The sequence below is a fragment of the Pseudomonas sp. KSR10 genome, from assembly GCF_022355455.1.
In the GTDB taxonomy this organism is placed as follows: Bacteria; Pseudomonadota; Gammaproteobacteria; order Pseudomonadales; family Pseudomonadaceae; genus Stutzerimonas; species Stutzerimonas stutzeri_E.
This window is the reverse complement of record NZ_JAKOEN010000016.1, coordinates 231,670-252,214: the sequence shown is the minus strand read 5'-3', so window position 1 is coordinate 252,214 and position 20,545 is coordinate 231,670. Positions and strand designations below refer to the sequence as shown.

Genomic DNA, 20,545 nt, shown 5'->3' with positions numbered 1-20,545 from the left:
ATTATAGGCACTCACAAAACCACGTCAACGGTTGTTTTCAGTTTTGTTTCAATCAATAGATCGCACTCGCTTCGCCCTGCCGCGGCCAGCGAGCTTTCTTTCTACCGATGGCAACCGTGCCAGCAGCAGAACAGCAGCAACCGTGGCGTAAAGCGCCCAGCGCCCAGCGTCAGCTCGCACGACCCATAACATGTGCAGCAGCACAATCAGGACAATCGGATAAACGATCCGATGCAGTTTCTTCCAGCGCTTGCCGAGCTTGCGCATGCTCCCACGGTTGGACGTAGCGGCGAGTGCCGACAACCCCAGCAGCGCAATCGCGCCCACGGCGATATAGGGCCGCTCGACGAGTTCAGCCGTGAAGCCGGTGAAGTCGAGCCCCAGCAAAAAATACAGATAGGCCGAGACGTGCAGTACTGCATAGGCAAACGACCACAGCCCCAGCTGGCGACGGAATGCGATCCATCCGGACCAGCCTGTGAGTCGCTGCAACGGCGTCATTGCGAGCGAGCACAGCAGCATCACCAGAGCGCCTTGCCCCAAGTTGTCCACCAGCACCTTGCCAGGGTCGGGCCCCAGTGCCGCGATAGCCCCCAAGTACACCCAATAGCAAGGCACGCTCGCCGCGGCCAGGAACAACAGCAGCCGCCACCATGGGCAGCGCATCAATAGTCCTTGCTCAGATCCATTCCGGCGTACAGGCTCGAAACTTCATCGGCATATCCATTGAATGCAAGCGTTGCCCTGACGTTGGGACTGAACAAACTACCGGGCAGTCGTCGCTCCCTCGCCTGAGACCATCGAGGATGGGAGACGTCGGGATTTACGTTGGCATAGAAGCCATATTCCTGAGGCGCCATTGTCTGCCAAGTGGTTGCCGGCTGCTCCCGAACGAAGCTGATGCGCACAATGGACTTGATGCTCTTGAAACCATACTTCCATGGAACAATCAGGCGCAGGGGCGCGCCATTCTGGTTGGGCAGTACGCGACCATACATGCCGACCACCATCAAACTCAGCGGATGCATCGCTTCGTCCATCCTCAACCCCTCGACGTAGGGCCAGTCGATCAGCGAAAAACCCGTACGCATTCCTGGCATTTGCTCGGGCCTGGCCAGGGTCTCGAAACGCACGAACTTAGCGTTGGAGGTGGGCTCGAGGCGGCGGACCAGTTCAGCTAGCGGAAAGCCCAGCCACGGGATGACCATCGACCACGCCTCGACGCAACGCAAGCGATAGATACGCTCCTCGAGCCGGGGCGCCGCAAACAGGTCTTCGACGGAGTAGGCCCCCGGGTTCGCTACTTCACCATCGACCATGACCGTCCAGGGCTCAGTGACGAGCTTGGGCGCATGAGCTGCGGGATCGCCCTTGTCCGGGCCGAATTCATAGAAGTTGTTGTAGTGCGTCGCATCGCGATAGGGCGTGATGGCCTCGCCTTTGGCGACAACGGCTTCCCAACGCGCCTCACCGCGCTTGGCATCGAACCAAGCAGGCGCATCGTCCGCGTCGACACCTTCGTACCGCCCTTCCTGCGCGCAGGCCATCAGCGGCAAGCCCGCGCAGGCGACAGACAGCGCAGCCCCTTGCATGACCTGCCGGCGATTCAGATAAAGCGCTTCGGGGGTCACCTCGGATTCATGGCAATCGCTGCGACGAGGGATCTTGATAAGCATGATGTGCTCCGCTGCCTTAGGCCTGGGCCATTCAATAGACAGCGGATCACTCTGGAAATCAACTCTCGACGCGTTTGCGACGACGCATCAGGAATTGCACAGGCCCGGAAGCGGCATAGGCAAGGAAGATCAATAGCAGGATACGCGGCGGATCGCTGAACACTACGGCGAAGACCAGGACCACCACCAGGATCGCCACGAAGGGCACCCGCCCTTTGAGATCCAGGTCCTTGAAGCTGTAGTACTTGATGTTGCTGACCATCAACAGGCCGGCCAGGGCGACCAACAGAGCAAACAGCATCACCACGGCGATCGGCAGATCCGCGCCGCGGATGCCCGGCTCGTCCAGCGCCCACACCGCCCACACCGAGCCGGCAACTACACCGGCGGCCGCCGGGCTGGCCAGGCCGATGAACCAGCGCTTGTCGACTTTCCCGATCTGCGTGTTGAACCGTGCAAGACGCAGCGCCGCGCATGCCACATAAATGAACGCGACGGTAAGCCCGACATTGCCCAATCCCGACAACGCCCATTCATAAGCCAGTACGGCGGGTGCGAGACCGAAGGCGACCATGTCCGACAGCGAATCGTATTCGGCACCGAAAGCACTCTGGGTGTTGGTCAAGCGCGCCACCCGGCCATCCAGACTATCGAGCACCATCGCCACGAATACCGTGGCGGCAGCGACATAAAAGTTGCCGTTGATCGCCGTGATAATGCAGAAGAAACCGGCGAAGAGGTTGGCCGTGGTGAACAGGTTGGGGAGCAAGTAAATGCCGCGATGACGCACTTTGCGCCCTTCGGAATCCTGGATTTCTTCGACATGCTCGTCGATCGGCAGCAAGCTCTCCGGCTCGACTGGCTTGTTCGGCTCTTCGGGATGCTCACTCATGTAGTTTTTACCTTACAGCAGGTGTGAATGATTTCGACAGACCCCGGCACTGCGGGTTCAGCCAGGCGCCGGCAGCGGTTTTATACCAGAAGCCAGCAGATCCAATGAAAAAACGCGGCCGAGGCCGCGTTCTTTTTTCAAGCAGGATCGCTATCAGTTCTTGCTCTTGTCCACGATCTTGTTGGCAGCGATCCACGGCATCATGGAACGCAGCTTCTCACCAACCACTTCGATGCCGTGAGCGGCATTGTTGCGGCGGTAGGCAGTCATCGACGGATAGTTGGCAGCGCCTTCGGTGATGAACATCTTGGCGTATTCACCGTCCTGAATGCGCTTAAGTGCGTTGCGCATCGAGGCACGGGATTCGGCGTTAATGACCTCCGGGCCGGTCACGTACTCACCATACTCGGCGTTGTTGGAGATCGAATAATTCATGTTGGCGATGCCACCTTCGAACATCAGGTCGACGATCAGCTTCAGCTCGTGCAAGCACTCGAAATAGGCCATTTCCGGCGCGTAGCCCGCTTCGACCAGTGTTTCGAAGCCGGCCTTGACCAGCTCGACGCAACCACCGCAGAGAACGGCTTGCTCGCCGAACAGGTCGGTTTCGGTTTCGTCCTTGAAGGTCGTCTCGATGATGCCGGTACGGCCACCGCCAACACCTGAGGCGTAGGACAGCGCAACGTTCTTGGCATTACCGGAGGCATCCTGGTAGATGGCGATCAGATCGGGGATGCCGCCGCCCTTGACGAACTCGGAACGCACGGTGTGGCCTGGAGCCTTCGGCGCGATCATGATCACGTCGAGGTCAGCACGCGGCACGACCTGGTTGTAATGGATCGAGAAGCCGTGAGCGAAGGCCAGGGTAGCGCCCTTCTTCAGGTTCGGCTCGATCTCGTCACGGTACAGGCGGCCCTGGAACTCGTCCGGGGTAAGGATCATCACCACATCGGCAGCTGCAACAGCAGCTGCAACATTGTCGACCTTCAGACCGTGAGCTTCGGCCTTGGCAACCGATGGCGAGCCCGCACGTAGACCTACAGTGACATCAACACCTGAATCCTTCAGGTTGCAGGCATGCGCATGACCCTGGGAGCCGTAACCGATGATCGCAACCTTCTTGCCCTGGATGATGGAGAGGTCGCAATCTTTATCGTAGAAAACTTTCATGGAATTACCCCTGTTACTGGCCGGTCGGGCCATTCATTAAATTGGTTAGATGCTCAGCACTTTGTCGCCACGGGAAATCCCGGTAACACCGCTGCGCACGACTTCCAGGATCGACGCGGTACCGACCGCCTGGATGAAACTGTCCAGCTTGTCGGTCGTACCGGCCAGCTGGATGGTGTACACATTGGCCGTCACATCGACGATCTGGCCGCGGAAGATGTCCGTGGTGCGCTTGACCTCAGCGCGTTGCGCGCCGGTGGCCTTCACTTTGATCAGCATCAGCTCACGCTCGATGTGAGCGCTTTCCGACAGATCCACCAACTTGACCACCTCGATCAGCTTGTTGAGGTTCTTGGTGATCTGCTCGATCACCTCCTCGTGACCAGCGGTGGTCAGCGTCAAGCGCGAAAGGGTTGGGTCTTCGGTCGGCGCGACGGTCAGGCTTTCGATGTTGTAGTTGCGCTGCGAGAACAGTCCAACCACACGGGACAATGCACCCGGTTCGTTTTCCATCAGCAGGGAAATGATGTGTCTCATGATCAGGTCCGCTCCGTCTTGCTGAGCCACATGTCGCGCATCGCGCCGTCTTTGATTTGCATCGGGTACACATGCTCACTGGTGTCGACGGCGATATCGAGGAAGACCAGGCGGTCCTTCATGGCGAAGGCCTCTTCCATCTTCGGCTTGAGATCTTTGAGGTCGGTAATGCGCATCCCCACGTGCCCATAGGCCTCGACCAGTTTGACGAAGTCCGGCAGGGATTCCATGTAGGAGTGCGAGTAGCGGCTGTTGTACTGCATATCTTGCCATTGGCGAACCATGCCCAGCGCACCGTTGTTGAGATTGACGATCTTCACCGGCAGGTCGTATTGCAGGCAGGTCGACAGCTCCTGGATGTTCATCTGGATGCTGCCCTCGCCGGTCACGCAGGCGACGTCGGCTTCGGGGAAGTTGAGCTTGGCCCCCATGGCGGCAGGGAAGCCGAAGCCCATGGTGCCGAGACCACCCGAGTTGAGCCAGCGGTTGGGCTTGTCGAACCGGTAGTATTGGGACGCGAACATCTGGTGCTGGCCGACATCGGAGGCGACATAGGCCTCGCCGCGGGTCACCTCGCACAGGGTTTCGATGACCGCTTGCGGCTTGATGATGGTGCCGTCGCCCTTGTCATAGGGGAACAGGCCGCGGTTGCCGCGCCACTCCTCGATCTGCTTCCACCAGCTGGCAACGGTATCGGCGTTTGGCGTCTGGCCGATTTCCTTGACGATGGCGACCATTTCGGTAAGCACGCTGTCCACCGGGCCGACGATCGGGATGTCGGCCTTGATGGTCTTGGAGATGGAGGCCGGATCGATATCGATATGGATGATTTTGGCATTCGGGCAGAACTTGGTCGCGCCGTTGATCACGCGATCATCGAAGCGCGCGCCGACCGCCAAAATCACATCGGAATGATGCATCGCAAGGTTCGCGGTGTAGCTACCATGCATGCCGAGCATGCCGACGAACTGACGATCGCTACCCGGATAGCAGCCCAGGCCCATCAGAGTATTGGTTACCGGCAGATTGAGCATCTTCGCCAGCTCGGTGAGCTGTGATGATGCCCCGCCCATGATCACGCCACCGCCAGCGTAGATGATCGGCCGTTTGGCGGAGAGCAGCAGTTCCGCCGCCTTGCGAATCTGCCCGGAGTGGCCGCGTACCGCCGGGCTGTAGGAGCGCAGCTTGGCCTTTTTCGGATAGACGTACTCGAACTTCTCGGCGGGGTTGGTCATGTCCTTCGGAATGTCCACGACAACCGGGCCGGGACGTCCAGACTGAGCGAGATAGAACGCTTTCTTCATCACCTCGGGAATTTCCGAAGGATGCTTGATCATGAAGCTGTGTTTAACGATTGGCCGGGAAATACCGATCATGTCGGTTTCCTGGAACGCATCGGTGCCGACCATGTTGCTGGCGACCTGCCCCGAGATCACCACCATTGGAATCGAATCCATATAGGCAGTAGCGATGCCGGTGATGGCATTGGTAGCGCCTGGGCCGGAGGTCACCAGGACGACGCCCGCCTTGCCGGTCGCGCGCGCATAGCCGTCTGCCATGTGAGTAGCGGCTTGTTCATGGCGAACGAGGATGTGCGTGACTTCCTTTTCCTTGAACAGCGCATCGTAGATGTGCAGCAAGGCGCCGCCCGGATAACCGTAGATGTACTTAACGCCTTCGTCACGCAAGAAGCGGACGACCATTTCAGCGCCGGATAAAAGTTCCACGTTGTTCACCTCTAGAACGCCAGATAGCCGCCCCGCGTCGGACCGGCCAGAAATAGGTTTACTGCGAGACAGCGCATGAGCGACGGTGGTCGCCGACTACGTCAGCTGCTGACTAGCAAGTATTAGGAGAACCCCAAAGTGTTGCGGGGCGCTCCTCCCAGCGCGAGGTAACGCGTTGCGGGTGTTACAAGTCGGCGCGGGTGTGCACCTCATGATTGACTGAACGACCCGTTTAACCGGTCGATCAGAACAGCAAGCATGGAATTGTTCGGATTAGGCTCAGCCAAGTCAAGCCCACTGTTGGTCTTCGGGCTGTTTCAGCTGTGATCCAGCGCAGAATGGAGTCGCTCGGGTTTTGCGTATAGTAGCGGCTTGGTTCTGCATCCACAGAAGGGATTAGCATGCGTTTGACGATTCTCGCGGGCGGCCTGCTGCTTGCATTGAGCAGCAGTGTCATGGCTGGCCAGGTTTACAAGTGGGTGGATGCTCAAGGCGTCACCCATTTCGGCGCGCAGCCACCGCAGGGCCAATCCGCCGAAACACTCAACACAGCGACACCGCCCCCCAGACCTGCCGCGGCAGAGGCCGCTGCGCCTGTAGAATCCGAGCCGGCGGGCGAATCGGAACAGCGCAAGATCGATCGTCAGGTGAAGCAGCAGGTAGCCGAACAGGAAGCGGAGCGGCAGCGCTACTGCACAACGTTGCGGACCAATCTAGCGCAATTGCAGAACAATCCGCGTGTACGCGTCGAAGAGAAAGGTGAAGTGCGCCGGCTAAATGAAGAGGAACGTCAGGCGCGCATCAGCGAGACCCGGCAAAAGATCACCGAGACCTGCAATTAAGGCAACGGATCGAACGCCAGCTCTTCGGCTGGTGTTCGTCATTTATCGCCGCGACTGATCAGCAAATCGAAGGTTTCCAGCGCCTGCAGCAGGCCGGCCATTTGCTGCGACCGGCCCCGATAGACCACCTCAGCCATCGCCAGAATCCCCGAAACGGTCGGTAGCCCCTCATCGCGTTCCAGGATCACCTTCATCCTGGGCAGAAAAATCCACTGCAACCACTGCTCGAACGACAAGGTATCGACGCAGAACGGCTCCTGGCTGGCGAGCGCCTGGGCATCCGGCGGCGACGAGGCCCATAAGTCATGCACGCGCAACTCACGTTCGATGAGCAGCAACTGATCAGCCAGCTCGGCAACGCGGCGATCCATCACATCGCCACCTTGGCGCGCTCGCGGGCCTGCGCGGCACCCGCTGTATTACCCTGGCGCTCACGGGCCTGGGCGATTAGCTCCCATAGACTCGCCTGCAACGCGGGCCGGCCGCTGGCATAGCTCAGTCCCCGTCGAGAAAGCTGTTCGGCTTGCACGGCGTCGCCTTGGGCCAGGCGTACCTGAGCCAGACGATAAAGCACCTGAGGCTCCCGCGGAGCAATCCGCTGAGCGCGCTCAAGACTGGAGGCGGCACCGTTCAGGTCACCCCCGCCTTGTTGCTGCTGAGCCGTTGTAAGCAATGCCAATACCGGCCCATCAAGCCGTTCGTCAGCCGACAGCGTTCCGCTATTCGAGGGGATGCCGCTGGGCATGGACTGGCTTGGTGCAGGTGTCGGGGCCGGTTGCGGCGCGGTCCACTGACCAGGCGCACCAGGTACCGGATCCGTGCTTCTGGAGAATGCAGCATCCGGCGCCGCGAAGACCTGCAACGGCTCCGAATTCTGCTGCGGCACCATGACCATGACGCTTGAATCTTGCGTAGGTTGCGCTGCGGAAACAGACGGACCAGGAGTGCGATAAGGCTGCCGTGCCGAGACCTCCTCCGACACCGGCGCACCCGAATCGACGACGGGTATCGCCCCTCGCTTAACCGTCGCGCACCCCTGCACCAGTACCGCGACCGCCACAACCATCATCCATTGCTTGCTCAATACTCGAACCTCTTGAAATTCCATTAACCTGGGACCACTCAGGGCAACCAACCGCGAACCCAATCCATGACCGATTCAGCTGGGGCTCGAATACCGCAACCAGGCCCCGGCGCGGGCTCGCTGCCGCGGATATAGGGAATCTGTACGGCGTCAGGGCAATTTTCCAACGTACCCTGCCCGGTTTGCGCATCCACCCAAGCCAGCTCGACGTTCTCGGGCAACGGCATCTGCAGCGGTAATGGATCAGCCCGACGCATGAAATCCGCCCAGATCTGCAATGCCCCGGTTGCGCCGGTCAGCGAAGTCTTGCCGTTATCATCACGACCTAGCCAAACCACTGCCAAAAGGTCCTGACTGAACCCGGCAAACCAGCTATCACGTGAGTCGTTGGTGGTACCCGTCTTACCTGCCAGCGCCAACGACTTCGGCACGTAATTGTAGGCCGAGCGCCCCGTGCCTTCGAGCATGACGCGCCGCATGGCGTATTGTGTCAGATAGATCGCACCGGCATCGAAACGCTGCTCGATCTTGAACGGATAGCGACTGAGCGGCTCACCGTCAGCCGCCACAACGCTGCGAATACCGCGCAGCGGCGTATTGAAGCCGCCATTGGCGAGCGTCTGGTACATGCCGGCGACCTCGATCGGTCGCAGACCACCGGCCCCCAGCAGCATCGACGGATAAGCCGGCCACTGCGGCGAAGCGCCCAATCGCTCAAGTGTTTTCAACACATGAGGGACTCCGAGATCGAGCCCCAAGCGCGCGGTGGACAGATTGTAGGAGTTGGCCAGCGCCTGGTAGAGATAAACCGTGCCGTGAGCGGTGCGCCCATAATTCTGAGGCTTCCAGACTTGGCCGTCGGCGCCCTTGACCGAGAACGGTTCGTCATCCAACAGAGTGGTCAGGGTGTACTGACTAGGCTTTTCCAGCGCCGCGAGATAGATAGCCGGTTTGATTAGCGATCCGATGGGTCGCGACGCATCCAGCGCCCGATTGAACCCGGCGAAGCCCGGCTGACGACTGCCCAGCATCGCCTGAAGTTCTCCGGTTTCCGGATTGGTCACCAGCATCGCTCCTTCGACGCCCTCTGCCGCTTTGCCAAGACGCTTCAATGTTTCCGTCATGGCCTGCTCGGCCTTGCGCTGGAGGATCGGATCGAAGCTGGTGAACACCCTCAATCCTTCCTCGGTCAAATCCTCGTCGCGGTAATCCTCGCGCAGCTGGCGTTTGACCAGATCGAGGAACGCCGGATAGGAGCTGTCGGCAAGGCTACCCCGCTGCGTGACGCCAAGTGGCGTCTGCCGAGCCGCTGCAGCTTCTTCTGGCGTCAAAACCTGCTGTTCTTCCAATAGGTCGAGCACAAGATTTCGACGCTCTAAGGCTCGCTCCGGATGACGTCGCGGGTTGTAGTAGGTCGGCCCCTTCACCATGCCGACCAGCAGCGCGATGTGCTGCACTTTCAATTCGGCGAGCGGACGACCGAAGAAATACTGGCTGGCCAATCCAAACCCATGAATGGACCGTCGGCCGTCCTGACCGAGAAACACCTCATTGAGGTAGGCCTCGAGAATCTCATTCTTGTCGTAATGCAGCTCCAGTAGCACTGCCATCATCGCCTCGGTGGCTTTGCGGCTGAGGCTGCGCTCGTTGGTCAAATAGAAATTTTTGACCAACTGCTGGGTCAGCGTACTGCCACCCTGGCGCACTTCGCCGGCAGTGAGATTGACCCAGACAGCCCGTGCGATGGACTTAGGCGACACGCCGAAGTGATCAAAAAATTCTCTATCCTCGACGGCAACCAGCGTTTCAGCAAGGTAAGGCGGTGCCTGGTCGAGCCTGATGAGAATTCGGTCCTCGTTGTGCGCAGGATACAGCCCGCCGATGGTGACGGGCTCAAGCCGCGCCACCGGAAGCGCTCCCCCGTCGCTGCGTGTTAGTCCGGCCACGAAGTCGCCGGAAAAACGCACCCGAATACGCTGTGACTCTTCGGCCCCTTCGTAAAACCGGAATCCGCGGGTATGCATTTCCACCGCGTTGGCGGCCACCGACATGCTTCCAGGACCATTAACAGCCTTTTCGCGGCGATACCCCAACGCGTCGAGTTCGGTCAGGAAATCTTCCTTGGCGAGCTTCTGCCCAACGAAGAGCTCGAGAGGCCTTGCATAAACCGTAGCGGGAATGGTCCAGCGCTTGCCGGAAAACTTCTCCTGCACCACGGCATCGAGGTATACGGCCACGCCGGCTAATACCACCAGGCCCACGATGGAGAGCTTGATCATCCAGCCCAGCCAGGGACGGGCGCCACCGGAACGGCGTTTGGAACGGGAACGAGAGGAGCGTGCTTTAGTCATGGCGGCGCATTATACGCACTTTGATTTACTCGGCAGACGGCCTCTTGGCGGTTTGCAGGCACCGCGCGTAAAGACATAATGGACCGTTTTCCGAGTGTGTGATCCGCGTCGCGATTGCTCACACGCCCCGCCCAACAATCTGCAAGGAATGACCGTGAGCCAAGCATTGATCGCCGCGTTGCAAAATCCGGCCCTCTATCCCCACCCGGTCGACGGTTTCAGGATCATCGAAACCCACATCTCCTGGGTCATCCTCACCGGAGCCTATGCCTATAAGATGAAAAAGCCGGTGGATTTCGGCTTTCTCAACTTCACCAACCTGGCGGATCGCAAGCATTTCTGCGAAGAAGAACTGCGCCTGAACCAACGCATGGCACCGGACTTGTATCTGCGTGTCCTGCCCATTACCGGCAGCATCGACGCCCCGGTGATCGACGGGGACGGCGAGCCGATCGAGTACCTCCTGCAAATGCGGGAATTCCCACAGACACAGTTGATGGCCGAAGTGCAGGCTCGGGGCGAACTGACCGACGCGCATATCGACGCTCTCGCCGAACAAATCGCCCAGTTCCACCTGAGCATTCCGCAGGTGCCGGCCGAGCACCCTCTGAACAGTGCCGAGGCGATCGTGGCGCCAATGCGGCAGAACTTCGAGCAGATCCGTCCGTTGCTGACCGAGCAATCCGATCTGCAACAGCTCGACGCGCTGTTCGACTGGACCGAAACGAGTATCGCCCGTTTGCAGCCACTGCTGGCACAGCGCACCCAGCAGGGCTTTATCCGCGAATGCCACGGTGACCTGCATCTGGGCAACGCCACCCTCATCAATGATCGGGTGGTGTTGTTCGATTGCATTGAGTTCAACGAGCCCTTCCGCCTGATCGACATCGCCTCCGACGCGGCCTTCCTGGCGATGGACCTGGAGGACCGCGGACTGAAATGCCAGGCGCGACGCTTCATTAACGGTTGGCTGGAACGTACCGGTGATTACGCCGCGCTCGAATTGCTCAACCTCTACAAAGCCTATCGGGCACTGGTCCGCGCAAAGGTCAACCTGTTCCGACTGCATCAGGAAGAAGATGCGGTACAGCGCCGAGTGATCCTGCGTCAGTACCGTGGCTACGCCAATCTGGCAGAGAGCTATAGCGCCATTCCGTCTCGCTTCCTCGCCATCACTCACGGCGTGTCGGCAGTAGGCAAGAGCCAGGTCGCGCTGCGCCTGGTCGAGGCGCTGAGGGCGATCAGGTTACGCTCGGATGTCGAACGCAAGCGATTGCATGGCGAGCAACCAGAAGCCCTCGCAGCCGAACTGGATGCTGGTATTTACAGCACGGAAGCTGGCGACGCTACCTATCATCGCCTGCATATGCTGGCCGAGACGGCCCTCAACGCAGGCTTTTCGGTGGTCATCGATGCGACCTACCTCAAGCAACAATATCGCCAGGCGGCCTGGCAGGTCGCTGAATCGACCGGCGTGCCTTTCATGATTCTGACCTGCGAGGCGCCGAATGCGGTTATCGAACAATGGCTCGCCCAACGGCAAGCCCAAGGCGGCGATCCCTCCGATGCGACCATGGCTGTGATCAAGGCGCAGCAGGCATCGCGAGACCCGCTGAGCGAAAGCGAGCAACTGCTCAACCGACAAATCGATACGCCCGAGGCCGGCAGTCTCGACGCGCTGGTCAGTGCGATTCGCCAACGGCTGCCAGGGCTCTAGCGCTTGGGTTGACGCAATCGCGTCGGACGTAACCAGCAGTGTCCAAGCACCGCCGAGGGCAGAACCCGGCGGTGGTTCTATACTTCGACAGGTCTGTCTATGGAAGTCGACCATGCCGCATCGCGTTCTGCCGCCTGTTTTGCCGGACCGCCACCATGAGTGACAGCGTCCGGCTTTTCTCGATTCGATCCGTCGATTACGCTCAATTCCGCCCGTCTTATCCGGAGAGCCTGTTCAGTTGGCTCGCCGAGCAGTGCCCGCGCACACGCTGTGCTCTCGACGTGGCCGCGGGTAGCGGTCAGGCGACGCTCCCTCTGTTAGGGCATTTCGACCGTGTTCTTAGCTGCGATGCCAGCCCCGATCAACTGAGCGGCAGCGCCGACTGGCAATCGGTGCAGCGCTTCGCCGCCCAGGCCGAGCGGCTGCCGCTGTGCGATGGACGAGTCGATCTGATGGTCGTCGCACAAGCGCTGCACTGGTTTGCAACCCCTGCATTTTTTGCCGAGGCGAAGCGAGTGCTCGACTCGAACGGCCTGTTCTGCGCGTGGTGCTACAGCCTACTTCGCATCGATCCCGCACTGGACGAGGTCATCAGTCGCCTGCATGGCGAAACGTTACAGGGTTACTGGCCACGAGGCCGTGAAAGCGTCGATGCGGGCTATCAGGACATCCGGGCTCCGTTCGAAACGATCGAGCCCCCGGAATTCGCCATCGAAGTCCATTGGAACCTGCCCCAGTTGCTTGGCTATCTGCGCACCTGGTCGGCCGTCAAACAATGGCAGCAAGCCTACGACATGGATCCGGTGGCTCAGTTGGAACCCGACCTTGCGCAGCGATGGGGCGACCCGGAGCGGCAACGCAGGATTCGCTGGCCGCTTCATTTTCTCGCCGGCTATCCGGGCCGATAGGAGCGAGCATGCACGACGAGTTGCTGACCCTGAGAAATCTCGGCAAGACATCCGCACAATGGCTGCACGCCTCCGGCATCCACACGGCCGAGGACCTGCGCCGACTCGGCGCGGTCAGCGCTTACCAGGCGGTCAAGTCGCGAGGGTTCAGCGCATCGCGCGTGCTGCTTTATGCCATTGAAGGTGCACTGCGGGACATCAACTGGAAGGAACTGCCAGATGCACTGAAGAGCGAGCTAAACCAGCACCTGGCAAGTTGCGATCACCGAGACAAGAGCTAGCTCACAACCTCTGCGCGGCATGATTTACTCTAGGCTGCTGCGATCTTATTGTGAGCACGCGCATCGCTCTACCTTTGTGAGCCCGCTTGTCCAAGGACTGCCGTCATGTATCTACTCGGGGAACAACCGGCTTACGCCGATCAGCTGATCAACCGTCTGCAGGGGATCCCCGCGCAACTGCTAGAAGGCCTGACACCTTCTGCTCCGCCTATCGAGGTCAAAGGCTCCGATGATCTGACAGCCGCGCTACCCGAGCAGCAACTTTTCATCATCGAAAGCGGACTTCTACATGCGCTTGTGGATGAAAAACCACTGTTCTACATGCAGGAAGGGGATCTTCTCGGGCTGCGCCAGGGTATCGAACTGCCGGTATGCCGCTATCGCAGCGACGAATCGATTCGCCTGATTCCCTATTCTCGCAGCGCTGTATTTCAACATATCCATGCCGATCAACGCCGTCAGGAGCTCTTTACCCAGTACCTCATTGGCCAGACGGCGCTGTTATCCGATGCGCTGGCGCGACTCAAACAACCCGAAATCCACCCCACCACCGGATTCCAGCATTTCGCCGCTGGCGAAGAACTGATTCGCCAAGGCGATGACGCGGACAACGTCTTCATCATCATCGAAGGGCATGCCGAAGCGATTGTCGACGGACAGAAAGTCGGCGACGTCCAGCGCGATGAAATTTTCGGCGCCATGGCGGTATTCACCCAGGAAAAGCGCAGCGCCACCGTTGTTGCTACCTCGGCCTGCACCGTCATGCTGATTCCCAAGGACCAGTTCCTCAGCCTGATGCAGAGCAATCCGAAAATTGCTCACAGCCTGATAGAAAGCATGGCCCGGCGTATCGACTTGCTCAACAAGGAAGTCACCCAGCTGCGCTTGCCGCTCACTGCATAACCCACGAAAGGGTCAGCACTGAGCGATGCGAATTTATTTCGCATCAGCTATTGACGACTGAATGAGAATTGTTATTATTAGCACCACTGGTCGCAAGATCAGCCGGTAAGCTGGAAGGCCAGGCAGTTGGACTTTCAGGTTATCTCCTCATCAGGCTAATCACGGTTTTGACCCGGCTCTTGCCGGGTCTTTTTTTTGTCTCGCATAAAGCCTGGCGGATCAGATCTTGCGAAAGCGCAGGATGATCGAGCACAGCTGCTCCGCACGATTCGATATAGGCGCCGCTTGACCGTCATTCAGCCGTTCCGCGGAGCCCGGCACAATAATCTTGCTGCGGCTGAGCTGGAGTAAACCAGACGAAATCGGCCTGCTCTGCCTGTAGATCCTCGCCCACTTCCGCAAGGATCAACACACGGGTACTGCGGATATCGCCCTGATCTGCCAGATACAGGGGGATCCCCAAGTCACGCCGCACGTGAAAAGCACCAGCCATTAGTATCGCCGGCTTCGGCGCTGCATCCAGCCGCTCGGCCATTCGCCGGTCACGTTGCTGTTGCACGGCAAGCATTGCTGGCAGTTGTGCTTCGGGCAGTAGGTCGCAGTGGGAAATCCGAATTTGCGTCAACAACTCTTTGCGTACATGTTCAGTCGCCGCGGCACCGGTCACTGTCGGTGCGCGACGGTAAATGTCGCTGATCTCGGCGCGATCCAGATTCGCCGCAAGCACTGGATAGGGTTGTGCTAGCGCATACTCGACCAGCGGCCCGTACAGCTTCCAATCCCACCCTTGTTGCCAGTCAAGCGTAGCCGGCAGATCCGACGGCCATTGCCCCCGATCGATCGACGCCTGCACGCTGGCCACCTTTTGCTGCTGAACGGGGTCGAGCATCTCGAGGAGCAAGCTGCCCTGCTCTCGTCGCTGGGCCAGCGCCTCTAGAAGCCAGAGCTGCAGGGCATGATGGTCGGGATTGTCATGGCGCTCACCCACCAGTACGCGATCCGCGCCGGCCAGTTCCTGGATCAGCTGTCGAACCGAAATCCTCGTACCGTGACGGAGGTCGATGATCTGCCCTAGATCAGGATGTTTCAGACCCTCTGGGCTCTGCCATGGCGGCACGGGGGGCACCGCTTGACAGGCAGCGAGCAGGACCGCAGTGATAAATAGCAGACATCGCATCAGCAGTTCCTCAGCGGGCAATGACCAGCGGATGGCCCCGATCAGGGTGCTGCTGGATCAGCACGTCGAGACCGAACACGGACTTCAGCGGCTCGGCGCGTAACACCTGTGCTGGCGTGCCGGTCAGGCGGGCGCGTCCATCGGAGAGCAACAACAGACGATCACAATAGCGTGCCGCAAGATTCAGATCATGAAGGATCACTAGCACCGCGCCGCCCTGCCCCGCGAACAGCCGAACCGCTTGCAAGATACCGTGCTGATGCAACGGGTCGAGCATCGCCGTGGGCTCGTCGAGCAATAGTACTTGCCCTGTGCTGCCCGGCCACAGCTGCGCAAGAACCCGAGCCAGATGCACGCGCTGCTGCTCGCCTCCAGACAGGGCTAAATAGCTGCGCGGGGCCAAATGCGCTACATCGGCAGCCTGCAGCGCAGCCGTGACGATCGCCGTGTCGTGCACATGACCGCTGGCGTGAGGAAGGCGGCCCAGGCTTACCACTTCATCGACTCGGAAACCAAAACTCAGCGTTGAATGCTGTGGCAGCACCGCTAGGCAACGCGCGCGCTCAGGGCCGCTCCAGTTGTGCAACGGCTTCTGATGTAGCAACACCGCTCCAGCGCTGACCGGCAGCTCGCCACTCAGTGCTCCTAGCAAAGTGCTCTTGCCCGCCCCGTTGGGGCCCAGCACCCCCAACACCTCGCCAGGCGCCAGCTGCAAATCGATCTCGGCGAGCACTGTCTTAGCACCACGGCGCACCGTAATCCCTTGGGCTCGCAACATCACCGGCGCCCTCGCTGCAGCAGGTAAAGAAAGAAAGGCGCGCCCAGCAGCGCAGTGACGATTCCGATAGGCAATTCCGCAGGTGCCAGCATGAGCCGCGCCAGCAAATCGGCCAGCAACAACAGGCTTCCTCCGGCCAAGGCCGAGGCAGGGAGCAGCAGGCGATGATCGGGCCCGACCAGCAGCCGCACCAGATGCGGGACCACCAATCCTACGAAACCGATCATGCCGGCCGCCGCCACCGCCACCCCCACCCCCAGCGCAGTGCAGAACACCAGCTCACGCTTGAGCCGTTCGACATCGAACCCCAGGTGCCGTGCTTCCGACTCGCCGAGCAGTAGCGCATTCAGCGCGCGAGCGCGGCGCGGCAACCAGAAACTGACCATTAAGGTCACCAGCAGCAGCGGCCAGAGCCGCGCATAGCTGGCGCCATTGAGGCTGCCGAGATTCCAGAACGTCAGGGTGCGCAGCGTGCTGTCGTCGGCGATATAGGTAAAGAGTCCGATCGCGGCGCCCGCCAAGGCTGTCAGCGCGATACCGGCGAGCAGCATCGTGGCCACATGGGTGCGGCCATCGCGTCGGCCGAGGCGATAGACCAGAGCGGTAACGCCGAGACCGCCGACGAATGCGCTCAGCGACAACAGATAAGGCTCAAGCGATGAGGGGACGCCGCCCATCAGTTCGCTGCCAACAATTGTCACCGCCGCGCCCAGCGCGGCGCCGCTGGATACGCCGATCAAGCCAGGATCCGCCAGCGGATTGCGAAACAAGCCCTGCATGGCGGCCCCGGACAGAGCCAGCACTGCACCCACGCTCACTCCTAGCAACGCACGCGGTAAGCGTATCTGCCCCAGGATGAGTTCGGCTTGGCCGATGTCTTCGCCGCCCAACGGAACGCCAAGCAGGCAAAGCATGGCGTTCAACGTCTCGCCGAATGACAGACTGACCGGCCCCAGCGCCAGTGCCAGCCAGAACGCAATCAGCCATAACAGGCCCAGCGAAAGAAAAAGGGAGCGTGCAGATAGCACTGGGCTCATCGAAATGCCGCCAGTCGAGGTTCGACGCGAAGGATAAAAGCCAGCCAATCAGTCCGCCAGCTCTAATCGGCCCCAGCTCTACGCTAAACAGGGTCGCCTGGGCGATAATCCGAGCGTTCAAGGGGGGGAATATGATTCGATTGTGCGCCACGGGCGACATTAAAGAAGGTCAGAGTAAGGGCTTCGAAATACAGGGCCAGCGCCTGCTCGCCGTGCGCAAGGATGGAGTCTTGCATCTCTACGAGAATCGTTGCCCACACCGCGGCATACCGCTGGAATGGCTTCCAGGTCAATTTCTGGACAGCAGTGGCAGCCTGATCCAGTGCGCCACTCATGGCGCGCTGTTTCTCATCGATAGCGGCGAATGTGTGGCCGGCCCCTGCGCCGGGCAAGCCCTGCGCGCTCTGACAAGCGTTGAACGCGACGGCATTATCTGGTTGCAAAACGAGCACTAGTGCGACGTTGCGCCCGAGCGACGATCCGCCGCGTTGGGTATCATGGCGCCACTGCACCCTGTGAGATGACCATGCGCCGTTTGCTGAGTCTGCTGACCCTGTTGTTCGCCCTTCCTGCCGCTGCAGGCCTGTTCGATAGCCGCCCCAGCTCCATTCTGGGCGGACTGAACAACAGCGCGGATTTTCTTCCGGTCCGCGAGGCCTTTCGCCTGAGCCTAGTGGACGCGACGCCCGAGCAGGTCAAGCTCCGATTCGTCGCCGCGGAGGGCTATTACCTCTACCGGCACCGATTTCAATTCAAAGCCAATGACCCCAGCATAACCATTGGAGAGGCGAAACTACCGGCCGGCAAGCAGAAGACCGACGACTACTTCGGCGAGGTCGAGGTCTATTACGGCGTGCTCGACGTCGAACTCCCGGTGCAGAACTCCGGGAGCCACCCTTTTACGCTGCAGATCACCTACCAGGGGTGCGCCGACAAAGGCCTGTGTTATCCGCCGGAAACGGAGTCACTGACGGTTGGCGGCACCTCAACGCCTACCGCTTCCGCACCTCCCGCCCTCAATGGGGAGGCTGATGGCAGCGCCCCGTTGTCCTGGCGCTCGGTGGCATTGTTCTTCCTCGCCGGTCTGGGTCTGACTTTCACGCCTTGTGTGCTGCCGATGTTGCCAATCCTCTCTGGGGTGGTCCTTCGCGGGCAGATCGGCGGTACCCGTAGTTTCTTCCTGTCACTCGCCTACGTGCTGCCCATGGCCGCCGGCTTCGCCCTGCTGGGCGCGCTGATGGGCGTGTTCGGAGCGGAGCTGAATCTGCAGGCACGGCTGCAATCTCCCTGGATTCTGGTGCCCTTCGCACTGTTCTTCGTCGCTTTTGCCTTGGCAATGTTCGGTCTGTTCGAATTTCGTCTGCCCCAGGTCATGAGCTCGCGCCTGGAGCGCATTGCCAGCAGCGCCAAGGGCGGCTCCTTCATGGGCGCGGCGCTACTGGGCACCGTGTCCAGCCTGCTTGTCTCGCCATGCGTCTCGGCGCCTCTGGCGGGGGCACTGTTGTACATCAGCGCTAGCGGCGACGCCCTGGGCGGCGGCCTGAAGCTGTTCGCGCTCGGCCTCGGCATGGGCACGCCCCTGATCCTGTTCGCGGTCGGCGGTGGCGCTTTACTGCCCAAGAGCGGTCCCTGGATGGTTACCGTGCGCAACGTCTTCGGCGTCTTGCTGCTGGTGGTTGCAGTGTGGATGCTCGAGCGCGTCCTGCCTGGCTCTGCGGCCCTTGCACTGTGGGGCTTGCTGGCCGCCGGTACGGCATTGTTTCTCGGCACGCTGGAGTTCACCCAGAAGGCGCCGCGGCAAAAACTTGCTCAGTTGCTTGGCCTGGCCTTGCTGGTCTATGCGCTGGCCGCCTGGATCGGCGCGTTGCAAGGAGGCTCCGATCCGCTGCGGCCGCTGCCACGCATGCCATCAATGGCCGATGGCAGCATGACCCGTGCAACCGAAGGCTGGCACACGGTCTCCACACCTGCTGAGCTCGACGCCCAACTCGCCGCGGCTCGTGTAGCAGGGCAACCCTTGATGCTCGACTGGTATGCCGATTGGTGTATCAGCTGCAAAGTGATCGAGCGTGAGGTATTCGCCGATCCGCAGATCGCTCCCCGCCTGGCGAACTACCGCCTGATTCGCTTCGATATCACCGACAGCAATCCGGAACAGCGCGCGCTGCTCGACCGCTACACTCTTTTCGGCCCTCCTGCGATTCTGTTCTTTGGTCGAAGCGGGCAGGAACTGGCCGACATAAGGGTCGTCGGCGAAATCGACGCGAGTCAGTTCGCTGAACGACTCAACCGCGCCGAGGCGTCGCTCTGACAAAGGATCATTGCGGCAATCTCCAGTCATAATGACGGCATTTACGCCGATCGAGACATGACTGGACAGTCAGCCCTCGCTTCGTGCATAGTTTTTCCCTTCCCCCATCTGCGGCCGTCGAGGACGCTGATCGGACAGAACAACAAGGAATACTCATGGCGACGCTTCTGGTCCTCCACGGCCCGAATCTGAATATGCTCGGCACCCGCGAACCCGGCGTCTATGGTGCAGTCACGCTGGCGCAGATCAACCAGGATCTGGAACAGCGGGCCCGCGATGCGGGGCATCACCTGTTGCACCTTCAATCCAATGCCGAGTACGAGCTTATCGAACGTATCCATGCCGCCCGCAGCGAAGGCGTGGATTTCATTCTGATCAATCCCGCCGCTTTTACGCATACCAGCGTTGCGTTACGTGACGCGTTGCTGGCGGTGAGCATCCCATTCATCGAAGTGCACCTCTCAAACGTGCACAAGCGTGAACCTTTCCGCCATCACTCCTACTTCTCGGACGTCGCGGTAGGAGTGATCTGCGGTCTTGGCGCCAGCGGCTACCGCCTGGCATTGGAGGCCGCCCTGGAACAACTCGCTGCTTCCTGACAGGACCACGCGCGTCACGCGCCCGGCCCCGAAGAGCGAGCAGCAATGCCCTTTGAACTTACTTGGGAGTCACCGCTTCATGGATATTCGCAAAGTCAAGAAACTGATCGAACTGCTGGAGGAGTCCGGGATCGACGAGCTGGAAATTCACGAGGGCGAGGAATCCGTCCGCATCAGCCGCCACAGCAAGCAAGTGGCGATGCAGCAGCCCTACTACGCTCAAGCACCGATGGCCGCTCCTGCTGCCGCTGCTCCGGCAGCTGCCCCCGCAGCCGCCGACGCCGCGCCGGCGCAACCTAAGCTCAACGGCACCGTGGTTCGCTCGCCGATGGTCGGCACCTTCTACCGCGCCTCCTCGCCGGAGTCGGCCAGCTTCGTTGAAGTCGGCCAGAGCGTTAAGAAGGGCGACATTCTCTGCATCGTCGAAGCCATGAAGATGATGAACCACATCGAGGCCGAAACCAGCGGCACCATCGAATCCATCCTGGTGGAGAATGGTCAGCCGGTCGAATACGACCAGCCGCTGTTCACCATCGTTTGAACCGCGGAGAGCCA

21 protein-coding genes are annotated in these 20,545 nt (G+C 60.3%); 9 read left to right on the top strand and 12 right to left on the bottom strand.

From position 1 onward, the window contains the following. Positions 1-48 precede the first annotated feature (48 nt). The 6 genes from msrQ to MCB86_RS08160 form a co-directional block, all read right to left on the bottom strand. Positions 49-666, bottom strand: a complete 618-nt coding sequence (msrQ, locus tag MCB86_RS08185) for a protein-methionine-sulfoxide reductase heme-binding subunit MsrQ (protein ID WP_239610551.1) — start codon at positions 664-666, stop codon at positions 49-51. Continuing rightward, positions 666-1,676: a protein-methionine-sulfoxide reductase catalytic subunit MsrP gene (gene msrP, locus MCB86_RS08180; protein ID WP_239610550.1), complete on the bottom strand. Its 1,011-nt coding sequence runs from the start codon at positions 1,674-1,676 to the stop codon at positions 666-668. The genes msrQ and msrP overlap by 1 nt, the downstream gene beginning before the upstream one ends. Positions 1,677-1,734: 58 nt before the next feature. Continuing rightward, positions 1,735-2,568 carry a CDP-diacylglycerol--serine O-phosphatidyltransferase gene (pssA, locus tag MCB86_RS08175; protein ID WP_239610549.1) on the bottom strand — a complete coding sequence of 278 codons (834 nt, stop codon included), beginning with the start codon at positions 2,566-2,568 and terminating at the stop codon, positions 1,735-1,737. A 153-nt stretch (positions 2,569-2,721) separates the two neighbouring features. Next, positions 2,722-3,738 (bottom strand): ketol-acid reductoisomerase, encoded by a 1,017-nt coding sequence (ilvC, locus tag MCB86_RS08170; protein WP_239610548.1) that lies wholly within the window; start codon positions 3,736-3,738, stop codon positions 2,722-2,724. 45 nt (positions 3,739-3,783) lie between these two features. Continuing rightward, positions 3,784-4,275, bottom strand: a complete 492-nt coding sequence (gene ilvN / locus MCB86_RS08165) for an acetolactate synthase small subunit (protein WP_045163424.1) — start codon at positions 4,273-4,275, stop codon at positions 3,784-3,786. 2 nt (positions 4,276-4,277) lie between these two features. After that, a complete protein-coding gene (locus MCB86_RS08160; RefSeq protein WP_239610547.1) occupies positions 4,278-6,002 on the bottom strand; it encodes an acetolactate synthase 3 large subunit in 1,725 nt (574 codons plus the stop codon). Between the two features lie 401 nt (positions 6,003-6,403). Here MCB86_RS08160 and MCB86_RS08155 point away from each other — a divergent pair, with 401 nt between their 5' ends. After that, positions 6,404-6,844, top strand: coding sequence for a DUF4124 domain-containing protein (locus tag MCB86_RS08155; RefSeq protein WP_045163426.1), 441 nt, complete (start codon positions 6,404-6,406; stop codon positions 6,842-6,844). Positions 6,845-6,882: 38 nt separating this feature from the next. Here MCB86_RS08155 and MCB86_RS08150 read toward each other — a convergent pair whose 3' ends face one another. From MCB86_RS08150 to mrcB, 3 genes are read right to left on the bottom strand one after another with little or no spacing between them, the layout of a single operon-like run. Further along, positions 6,883-7,215 (bottom strand): YqcC family protein, encoded by a 333-nt coding sequence (locus tag MCB86_RS08150; protein WP_045163427.1) that lies wholly within the window; start codon positions 7,213-7,215, stop codon positions 6,883-6,885. Further along, complete coding sequence (locus MCB86_RS08145) at positions 7,215-7,913, bottom strand: tetratricopeptide repeat protein (RefSeq protein WP_239610562.1); 699 nt, start codon at positions 7,911-7,913, stop codon at positions 7,215-7,217. Before MCB86_RS08145 ends, MCB86_RS08150 begins: the two co-directional genes overlap by 1 nt. Before the next feature lie 53 nt (positions 7,914-7,966). Further along, positions 7,967-10,279, bottom strand: a complete 2,313-nt coding sequence (gene mrcB, locus MCB86_RS08140; RefSeq protein WP_239610546.1) for a penicillin-binding protein 1B — start codon at positions 10,277-10,279, stop codon at positions 7,967-7,969. 154 nt (positions 10,280-10,433) lie between these two features. Here mrcB and MCB86_RS08135 point away from each other — a divergent pair, with 154 nt between their 5' ends. The 4 genes from MCB86_RS08135 (at position 10,434) to MCB86_RS08120 (ending at position 14,088) form a co-directional block, all read left to right on the top strand. Continuing rightward, positions 10,434-11,996, top strand: coding sequence for a bifunctional aminoglycoside phosphotransferase/ATP-binding protein (locus MCB86_RS08135; RefSeq protein ID WP_239610545.1), 1,563 nt, complete (start codon positions 10,434-10,436; stop codon positions 11,994-11,996). 155 nt (positions 11,997-12,151) lie between these two features. Further along, positions 12,152-12,904, top strand: coding sequence for a class I SAM-dependent methyltransferase (locus MCB86_RS08130; protein WP_239610544.1), 753 nt, complete (start codon positions 12,152-12,154; stop codon positions 12,902-12,904). Positions 12,905-12,912: 8 nt separating this feature from the next. Then, the gene (locus tag MCB86_RS08125; protein ID WP_045163432.1) at positions 12,913-13,185 is read left to right on the top strand and encodes a TfoX/Sxy family protein; all 273 of its coding nucleotides are present in this window, start codon (positions 12,913-12,915) and stop codon (positions 13,183-13,185) included. A 105-nt stretch (positions 13,186-13,290) separates the two neighbouring features. Next, positions 13,291-14,088: a cyclic nucleotide-binding domain-containing protein gene (locus MCB86_RS08120; protein WP_045163433.1), complete on the top strand. Its 798-nt coding sequence runs from the start codon at positions 13,291-13,293 to the stop codon at positions 14,086-14,088. 292 nt (positions 14,089-14,380) lie between these two features. Here MCB86_RS08120 and MCB86_RS08115 read toward each other — a convergent pair whose 3' ends face one another. From MCB86_RS08115 to MCB86_RS08105, 3 genes are read right to left on the bottom strand one after another with little or no spacing between them, the layout of a single operon-like run. Then, positions 14,381-15,265 carry a ChaN family lipoprotein gene (locus MCB86_RS08115; RefSeq protein WP_239610543.1) on the bottom strand — a complete coding sequence of 295 codons (885 nt, stop codon included), beginning with the start codon at positions 15,263-15,265 and terminating at the stop codon, positions 14,381-14,383. Between the two features lie 10 nt (positions 15,266-15,275). Next, positions 15,276-16,043, bottom strand: a complete 768-nt coding sequence (locus MCB86_RS08110) for a heme ABC transporter ATP-binding protein (protein WP_239610542.1) — start codon at positions 16,041-16,043, stop codon at positions 15,276-15,278. Next, positions 16,043-17,026 carry an iron chelate uptake ABC transporter family permease subunit gene (locus tag MCB86_RS08105; RefSeq protein ID WP_239610561.1) on the bottom strand — a complete coding sequence of 328 codons (984 nt, stop codon included), beginning with the start codon at positions 17,024-17,026 and terminating at the stop codon, positions 16,043-16,045. The genes MCB86_RS08110 and MCB86_RS08105 overlap by 1 nt, the downstream gene beginning before the upstream one ends. A 185-nt stretch (positions 17,027-17,211) precedes the next feature. On the opposite strand from MCB86_RS08105, the gene MCB86_RS08100 reads away from it, so the two are divergent. The 4 genes from MCB86_RS08100 to accB all read left to right on the top strand — a co-directional run bounded on the left by MCB86_RS08100 (position 17,212) and on the right by accB (position 20,531). After that, complete coding sequence (locus tag MCB86_RS08100) at positions 17,212-17,535, top strand: Rieske (2Fe-2S) protein (RefSeq protein ID WP_239610541.1); 324 nt, start codon at positions 17,212-17,214, stop codon at positions 17,533-17,535. Positions 17,536-17,606: 71 nt separating this feature from the next. After that, on the top strand, positions 17,607-19,391 hold the full coding sequence (locus MCB86_RS08095; RefSeq protein WP_239610540.1) for a protein-disulfide reductase DsbD: 1,785 nt from the start codon (positions 17,607-17,609) through the stop codon (positions 19,389-19,391). Positions 19,392-19,546: 155 nt separating this feature from the next. Continuing rightward, entirely contained in the window at positions 19,547-19,990 is a 444-nt protein-coding gene (aroQ, locus tag MCB86_RS08090; protein WP_045163438.1) for a type II 3-dehydroquinate dehydratase, read from the top strand. A 79-nt stretch (positions 19,991-20,069) separates the two neighbouring features. Then, the gene (gene accB / locus MCB86_RS08085) at positions 20,070-20,531 is read left to right on the top strand and encodes an acetyl-CoA carboxylase biotin carboxyl carrier protein (RefSeq protein WP_045163439.1); all 462 of its coding nucleotides are present in this window, start codon (positions 20,070-20,072) and stop codon (positions 20,529-20,531) included. Positions 20,532-20,545 lie beyond the last annotated feature (14 nt).

Coding starts and splice junctions, on each gene's coding strand:
- msrQ (WP_239610551.1), bottom strand. CDS start 666: ATGCGCTGCCCATGGTGGCGGCTGCTGTTGTTCCTGGCCGCGGCGAGC.
- msrP (WP_239610550.1), bottom strand. CDS start 1,676: ATGCTTATCAAGATCCCTCGTCGCAGCGATTGCCATGAATCCGAGGTG.
- pssA (WP_239610549.1), bottom strand. CDS start 2,568: ATGAGTGAGCATCCCGAAGAGCCGAACAAGCCAGTCGAGCCGGAGAGC.
- ilvC (WP_239610548.1), bottom strand. CDS start 3,738: ATGAAAGTTTTCTACGATAAAGATTGCGACCTCTCCATCATCCAGGGC.
- ilvN (WP_045163424.1), bottom strand. CDS start 4,275: ATGAGACACATCATTTCCCTGCTGATGGAAAACGAACCGGGTGCATTG.
- MCB86_RS08155 (WP_045163426.1), top strand. CDS start 6,404: ATGCGTTTGACGATTCTCGCGGGCGGCCTGCTGCTTGCATTGAGCAGC.
- MCB86_RS08150 (WP_045163427.1), bottom strand. CDS start 7,215: ATGGATCGCCGCGTTGCCGAGCTGGCTGATCAGTTGCTGCTCATCGAA.
- MCB86_RS08145 (WP_239610562.1), bottom strand. CDS start 7,913: ATGATGGTTGTGGCGGTCGCGGTACTGGTGCAGGGGTGCGCGACGGTT.
- mrcB (WP_239610546.1), bottom strand. CDS start 10,279: ATGACTAAAGCACGCTCCTCTCGTTCCCGTTCCAAACGCCGTTCCGGT.
- MCB86_RS08130 (WP_239610544.1), top strand. CDS start 12,152: ATGAGTGACAGCGTCCGGCTTTTCTCGATTCGATCCGTCGATTACGCT.
- MCB86_RS08125 (WP_045163432.1), top strand. CDS start 12,913: ATGCACGACGAGTTGCTGACCCTGAGAAATCTCGGCAAGACATCCGCA.
- MCB86_RS08120 (WP_045163433.1), top strand. CDS start 13,291: ATGTATCTACTCGGGGAACAACCGGCTTACGCCGATCAGCTGATCAAC.
- MCB86_RS08115 (WP_239610543.1), bottom strand. CDS start 15,265: ATGCGATGTCTGCTATTTATCACTGCGGTCCTGCTCGCTGCCTGTCAA.
- MCB86_RS08110 (WP_239610542.1), bottom strand. CDS start 16,043: ATGTTGCGAGCCCAAGGGATTACGGTGCGCCGTGGTGCTAAGACAGTG.
- MCB86_RS08100 (WP_239610541.1), top strand. CDS start 17,212: ATGATTCGATTGTGCGCCACGGGCGACATTAAAGAAGGTCAGAGTAAG.
- MCB86_RS08095 (WP_239610540.1), top strand. CDS start 17,607: ATGCGCCGTTTGCTGAGTCTGCTGACCCTGTTGTTCGCCCTTCCTGCC.
- aroQ (WP_045163438.1), top strand. CDS start 19,547: ATGGCGACGCTTCTGGTCCTCCACGGCCCGAATCTGAATATGCTCGGC.
- accB (WP_045163439.1), top strand. CDS start 20,070: ATGGATATTCGCAAAGTCAAGAAACTGATCGAACTGCTGGAGGAGTCC.